This window comes from Streptomyces sp. NTH33 (assembly GCF_003236365.1).
Taxonomy (GTDB): domain Bacteria; phylum Actinomycetota; class Actinomycetes; order Streptomycetales; family Streptomycetaceae; genus Streptomyces.
Genome location: NZ_POTZ01000412.1, coordinates 1 through 6,128, shown reverse-complemented (window position 1 = coordinate 6,128; position 6,128 = coordinate 1). Strand labels below are relative to the sequence as shown.

At 71.0% G+C, this 6,128-nt stretch carries 6 protein-coding genes and 1 tRNA gene; 3 read left to right on the top strand and 4 right to left on the bottom strand.

Translation table 11 applies throughout. From position 1 onward, the window contains the following. Positions 1–29: 29 nt before the first annotated feature. Positions 30–1,331 (top strand): hypothetical protein, encoded by a 1,302-nt coding sequence (locus C1I97_RS28975; RefSeq protein WP_111006083.1) that lies wholly within the window; start codon positions 30–32, stop codon positions 1,329–1,331. 174 nt (positions 1,332–1,505) lie between these two features. Further along, the gene (locus C1I97_RS28970; protein ID WP_258382786.1) at positions 1,506–2,789 is read left to right on the top strand and encodes an amidase domain-containing protein; all 1,284 of its coding nucleotides are present in this window, start codon (positions 1,506–1,508) and stop codon (positions 2,787–2,789) included. Positions 2,790–2,829: 40 nt separating this feature from the next. On the opposite strand, the gene C1I97_RS28965 is transcribed toward C1I97_RS28970, so the two are convergent. The 4 genes from C1I97_RS28965 to C1I97_RS28950 form a co-directional block, all read right to left on the bottom strand. Then, positions 2,830–4,251 (bottom strand): hypothetical protein, encoded by a 1,422-nt coding sequence (locus tag C1I97_RS28965; protein WP_111006082.1) that lies wholly within the window; start codon positions 4,249–4,251, stop codon positions 2,830–2,832. A gap of 74 nt (positions 4,252–4,325) precedes the next feature. Then, positions 4,326–5,099 (bottom strand): DUF4097 family beta strand repeat-containing protein, encoded by a 774-nt coding sequence (locus C1I97_RS28960; protein WP_111006081.1) that lies wholly within the window; start codon positions 5,097–5,099, stop codon positions 4,326–4,328. A 200-nt stretch (positions 5,100–5,299) separates the two neighbouring features. Next, a tRNA-Val gene (locus tag C1I97_RS28955) sits at positions 5,300–5,374 on the bottom strand. 58 nt (positions 5,375–5,432) lie between these two features. Next, positions 5,433–5,777 (bottom strand): hypothetical protein, encoded by a 345-nt coding sequence (locus C1I97_RS28950; RefSeq protein ID WP_111006080.1) that lies wholly within the window; start codon positions 5,775–5,777, stop codon positions 5,433–5,435. A 120-nt stretch (positions 5,778–5,897) separates the two neighbouring features. On the opposite strand from C1I97_RS28950, the gene C1I97_RS28945 reads away from it, so the two are divergent. Beyond that, positions 5,898–6,128: GNAT family N-acetyltransferase (locus C1I97_RS28945; RefSeq protein ID WP_369008371.1), on the top strand; the 231-nt coding region annotated here is incomplete at its 3' end.

The following is a 6,128-nucleotide window of genomic DNA, read 5'->3' as shown; positions in this document are numbered from 1 at the left end:
CCGAACCCCCCTCGCAGAATGAGCCGCCCATGAAGTCAACCGGCCGCCGTCGCAAGGCCCCTGCGCGCCGCCGCAGCACCCGCCCCGAGTTCGTGACCCTGGCAGCCCTGCTGGTCGTCGCCTCGGTGGTGGCGGGCTTCCTGGTCCTGAACCGCCCCGACTCCACCGCGCCGATCGCGTCCACCGGTGCCAAGAACGGCTCCAGGACCAGCGCCGGCCCCAAGCCCCCCTCGGCCGAGCCGAGCCAGGAGCCCGAGTGGGACGGCAAGGTCCGCGTCCTCGGGGACGGCTCCACCTCCTACACCGGGCCGCAGAAGGGCGTGCTGAAGCCCCAGCCGCTCAAACCCGGCGAGAAACCGCCCCAGTTCGTCGTCTTCTCCTGGGACGGCGCCCTGGAGGGCGACGACCACCTGTTCTCGCACTTCCGGGAACTGGCCGAGGAGTACGACGCCCACATGACCTTCTTCCTCACGGGCATCTACATCCTTCCCAAGGCCAAGCAGCACCTCTACCACCCGCCGCAGCACAAGCCGGGCGCCGCCGCCATCGACTACGCCACCGACGAGCACATCCGCGACACCCTGCAGCAGCTGCGCCTCGCCTACGAGCAGGGCCACGAGATCGGCACCCACTTCAACGGCCACTTCTGCGGGGCCAAGGGCGGCGGCGACTGGAGCGTGGAGGAGTGGAAGAGCGAGATCGACCAGTTCTACTCCTTCGCCGAGAAGTGGAAGACCAACACCGGCTTCACCGACGTCCCGCCGCTGCCCTTCGACTTCCGCAAGGAGATCACCGGCGGCCGCGCGCCCTGCCTCGAGGGCCAGCCCAACCTGCTGAAGGCCGCCAAGGACTACGGCTGGCGCTACGACGCCAGTTCCCCCGGCGACTTCCAGATCTGGCCGGACAAGAAGGACGGCATCTGGGACTTCCCGCTGCAGATGCTCCCCTACGAGGACGGCAGGTACCAGGGCCTGTCCATGGACTTCAACTTCCTCTACAACCAGTCGAACGGCGAGACCCAGGGCGACCCGGCCAAGCATCCGGAGTGGGAGCAGCAGACCGTCGACTCCTACATGGCCGGCTTCAACCGGGTCTACTACGGCAGCCGGGCACCGCTGTTCATCGGCAACCACTTCGAGGACTGGAACGGCGGCATCTACATGAGGGCCGTCGACCGGGTCATCAAGAACATCTGCACCAAGAAGGACGTCAAGTGCGTGTCGTTCAGGGAGCTCGCCGACTGGCTGGACGTCCAGAAACCGGAGACGCTGCAGAGGCTGCGCTCCCTCGACCCGGCCCAGTCGCCCGACTGGTCCTCGGTGATCAAATGACGTATGTGAAGCGGGTATTGGCCTAGTGCCACCCCCTTCACCGGAGTCACACACGGCATGCGAAGATGCCGTCGCCCGGTAGGTGTACCGGCGTAGAGGGGAACATCATTGAAATCAAGAAAACTGAGCCGTAAGCGGCGCCGCGTCACCATAGTCTCGGCGGCGGCCGCCTCGGTGGTCGCCGGCGTGGCCCTGGTGCCCAACTGGAGCGCGGGCGCCGCCGTCACCGACGACCCGACGGTGGACGCGGCCACCAAGGCGACCTTCCAGAAGCTGGCCGACGCGGTCTTCACCGACCGCACGCAGGCCCTGGTGGACGACAGTCCGGCGGGCAAGCACGGGAGCAGGCACCACCGGCTGGCGTCCGGCTTCTCCGGCAAGGTCCGCCTGTCCGGCGCGCAGTCGCGCGAGGAGAACTCCGCGCTGACCGAGCTGCGCGGCCGCAAGGCGGTCCTCGCCAAGCTGGGCGAGAAGTACAGCGAGGCCAGGACCGGCGTCACGCTGGACGCCACGCAGGTGAAGGGCCGCCAGGCCAAGGTCGCCGTCACCGAGACCACGACCCTGACCTACCGCAAGATCCGCGGCAACGAGCCGAAGACCACCGGCTTCCAGGCCCACCACGAGCTGACGTTCAAGGCCGACGACAAGGGCAACTGGCAGCTGACCGGCATCCGCGGCACCGACGACGGCGTGGCGGTCAACCAGGTCCGCAAGCCGCCCGTCGTCCCGCAGCCCACCGCGCGCCCGTCCACCAAGGCGCCCACCGCGAAGCCGACCACCGCGAAGCCGACCACCAAGGCGCCCAGCCCGGTCCCGACCACCAAGGCGCCCAGCCCGGTCCCGACCACCAAGGCGCCGACCACGGCCCCGGCCCCGTCCACCACGGCGCCCGCCGTCGTCAACGACGGCAACCCGCCGGCGGCGGCCCGCTCGGCCACCACCACGAATCCGCCCGCCGCGCCGAAGAACTTCTCCGCCTCCGGCTACGACTACAAGGCCATGGCGGACTACGCGGCGAAGCACTGGAACAACTACAACAAGGACTACCCGGACTTCGACGGGGCGGGCGCCGGCGGCGACTGCACCAACTTCGTCAGCCAGGCCCTGAAGGCGGGCGGCTGGAAGCACGTCCCGGGCTACGTGTACGACCACACCAAGTGGTTCGGCAACTCCGAGATCCAGTCGCACTCGTTCATCGGCGTCAACGAGTTCTCCTGGTTCGCCCTGTCCTCCCAGCGCGTCACCGGCCTCGCCAACGTCTACCAGATGGACGTCGGTGACGTGCTGCAGATGGACTTCAACCGGGACGGGTCCAAGGACCACACCATGATCGTCAGCTACCGCAGCCCGCAGGGCGTGCCGTACCTGTCGTACCACTCCACCAACACCTACAACCGGTCGGTGGCGAGCATCATCGCGTCGTACCCGAACGCGTACTACTACGCCTACCGCACCTGAGCGGCACGGCGGACACCCCGTGGGAGCGGGGAGCGGGCCCTCAGCGGCCCGCTCCCCGCTCCTCCCGTATCAGGGCGACCACGTCGGCGACCGTCCGCCGGATCGCCTCGGTCTCCGTCAGGAAGTGCCAGTAGTCCGGATGGCGGCCCTCCAGCGTGGCGACCGCGCGCTCCAGCCGGGCCACCGACTCGTCCAGCGGACGGGCGTGCCGCGGATCCGGCGTCGTACGGTCCGCCATGGCCAGCCGCTGCGCGTCCCGGATCGCGAACCGGGTCCGCTCGACCTCCGCCCGCGGATCCTTCTGCACCTCGTTCAGCCGCCGCAGCCGGTCCCCGGCGGCCGAGACCGCCTCGTCGGTGGTGTTCAGCAGCGTCCGCACCGTCGCCAGCAGCGCGGTCGCGTCCGGCCAGCGCTGGGCCTCCCGCGCGGCCTGCGCCTCCCCCAGCCTCAGCTCCGCCTGCCGGACGTTGTGGGCGGCCTGCTCCGGCACCGGCTGCAGATCCTGCCAGCAGGCGGCGGCGAACCGCCGCCGCAGCTCGCTGAGCACCGGCTCCACCTGCCCGGCGCGCGTGCTCAGCGCCTGCGCCCGGGTGCGCAGCGACACCAGCCGGTGGTCGATCTCGGCGGCCCTCTCCGGCAGCCGCACGGCCTCCGCCCGGATCGCCTCCGCCTCCCGCGTCACCCGCTCGGCACGCTCCAGCGTCTGCTGCACACCGTGCTGCCCCGCGCCCTGGTTCAGCCTGGTCAGCTCGGGGGAGAGCGCGGCGAGCCGGGCGGCCAGGTCGTCCGCCCCGAGCCCCGCGCCCCGCGCGCTGTCCAGCGCGCCGGCGGCGGCGCTCAGCGCCTGCCGGGCGCGCTCCACCCCGGGGGCCACGCGGGCCAGTTGGGTCTCGGCCTTGCCGAGCAGCGGACCGAGACCGTCGGCGAAACGATCCAGCTCCCGCTTGACGTTGCACAGCTCGTCCTTGGCGGAGGTCAGGTCGATACGCGCCCGGGTGGCGACGGAGGCCTCCAGGTCGTCCCGGTCCAGGTCCTGCGCGTCGACCGCCTGGATGTAGCGCCGGCTGGCCTCGTCGATGCGCCGCCCGAGCGCCTCGAAGTCGGCGACCGCGCGGCGGGCGGCGGGGGAGTCGTCGACGGCCGTGATCGTCTCGATCGAGATCCGCAGGTCGCGCTGGCCGGTGTCCAGCTCGTAGAAAGCGGCCGCGGCGGCGTCCTTGGCGGCCTGCGCCTCGGCCCGCTGGGTCTCGGCCCGCCCGCCGAACCAGCGCCGGGTGCCGCCGCCTGCGAAGGCGGCGGGCAGCGCGAGCGCGGCGAGCAGGGGCAGGCCCACCAGAACGAGGACGTCCCGGACGGCCGTGACCGGGGAGGAGTCCGGGGGAGAGGCCGGGCAGGCGCTCCGGGGCCGGGGCCGTGCATACGGCGAGTGCGGTCGTGCAGGTGTCGCCGGTGTGGCCGCCACATCCCTCTCCCGTGCTGTGATCCGCCGTCCGTGGGGCCATTGTCCCACCCGCGGACGAGGAACACACGGGCCGGTCAGTCCGCCGTACGAACCGTGATCCTTCCGTCACCGGTGGCCGCGGACACCACGTGGGGGCTGGAGTCGTCGCGCGGCACGGAGACGTCCACGGAACCGTCGCCGCTCCTCGTCGTCACCCGGTACGCGGCGTGCGGCAGCGTGATGCCGACGGAGCCGTCCCCGGAACTCGTCTCCACCCGGTCCGGTACGGCGCCCAGTTCGAGGTGGACCGACCCGTCACCCGTACTGACCCGCACCTGACGGGAGGAGACCTCCGCCCGTACGGAGCCGTCGCCCGAGCGCAGTTCCAGGGGCCCGGTGGTGTCGGTGACGTGCACGGACCCGTCGCCCGTACGAATGCTCAGCGCGTCCCTGAACCCACGCGCCCGCACACTGCCGTCCCCGTCCTCGACCTTCACGGCGATCCCGCGCGGCACCTCGATGCGGTACTTGGCGGAGCAGTCGGCGATGAACCCGGAGCACTTCATCCGCAGCACCAGCCGGTCGTCGTCCTCCATGCCCCAGGTCACCCGGGGACCCTTGCCCACCAGCACCGACCCCTTGAACCACCGCGTGACCCGCACGCTCCCCGCCTCGTGTGCATCGGCGGCGACGATCTCCAGCGCCGAGTCGTCGGAGTCGACGGTCAGCGTGCGCCCGTGCAGGGCGAAGGAACGGTGCTCGGGATCCTTGTCGTCCTCCGCGGAGTTCCCACATGCGGTGACCGTGGCGAGCAGAACCACGACGGCACCACCGAGGGCGGCGACGCGAGCGGGAACGGTACGGGACATGACGGTCTCCCCCTGGGGTACGGACGGCGAGCCCCTGCGGCTCTGCCCCGACCGTACGGAGAAGCACCGGCACACTGAATCCGGCCCGCTACCGGGCCGGGGGTGGGGAAAACCCCCGCAGTACCGGTCCCCTGACAAGGCGAAGGCCCAGACCGCCGGGTGTCACCCGGTCGACCTGGGCCCTGTTCGTATCCTGCACGTGGTGGGCGCGGACGGTTTCGAACCGCCGACATCCTGCTTGTAAGGCAGGCGCTCTACCGCTGAGCTACGCACCCGCGACAAGTCGACAGCCTACCTTGTCAGGGGCGCTGTCCCGCAAACCCGTCGCGCGTATCAGGCGTCCTCGTCGAGCCGGGCCCCGTGGGCGTGTTTCAGGCGGCTGCGGGCGGCGACGCCGTCCGGGCCGGTGAGTTCGGACCAGTAGCGGTGCGTGGTGACGAACACCGCGAGCTCGTGCTCGCGTCGCCGGAGCTTTTCGACCCCGGCCTGCTCGTCGGCCGTCCACCCCGGCGAGGCCGGGCGCTCCACCTTGCGCCAGCCGGCGTCGTCGCTGAACCCGTCCAGCGGCTCGACCGACCAGGGCAGCCGCTTGAGCAGGGCCGCCAGTTCGGCCCGGACCTGATGCAGCTCCTCCTGACCGGCGAGGAGGTCGCTCGGGAAGTCATAGGGTGTAGCCACGCGGCAATGCTACGCCTGTTCGAATTAGGGTCGCGACTTGCTTCGATGGGTTCATGTGTTCGAAGTGTGTTCGCCGTGCGTCGCCGCCCGCTGTCGGTCCCCTGCTCTACGGTGGCCGCCATGGGAGACACGGATGCGAACCGGGTGCGGCTGGAGCCGTGGGGCGAGGACGACCTCTGGCTGCTGCGGCTGCACAACAGCCCCGAGATGACCGCACACTTGAGCGGCCCGGAGAGCGAGGACCAACTCGCCGCACGGCACCGGCGGTACCTCGCCCTGGAGTCGGGGCGGATGTACCGGGTGGTGCTCGCGGACGGCGGCGAGACCGTGGGGGCGATCGGGTTCTGGGAG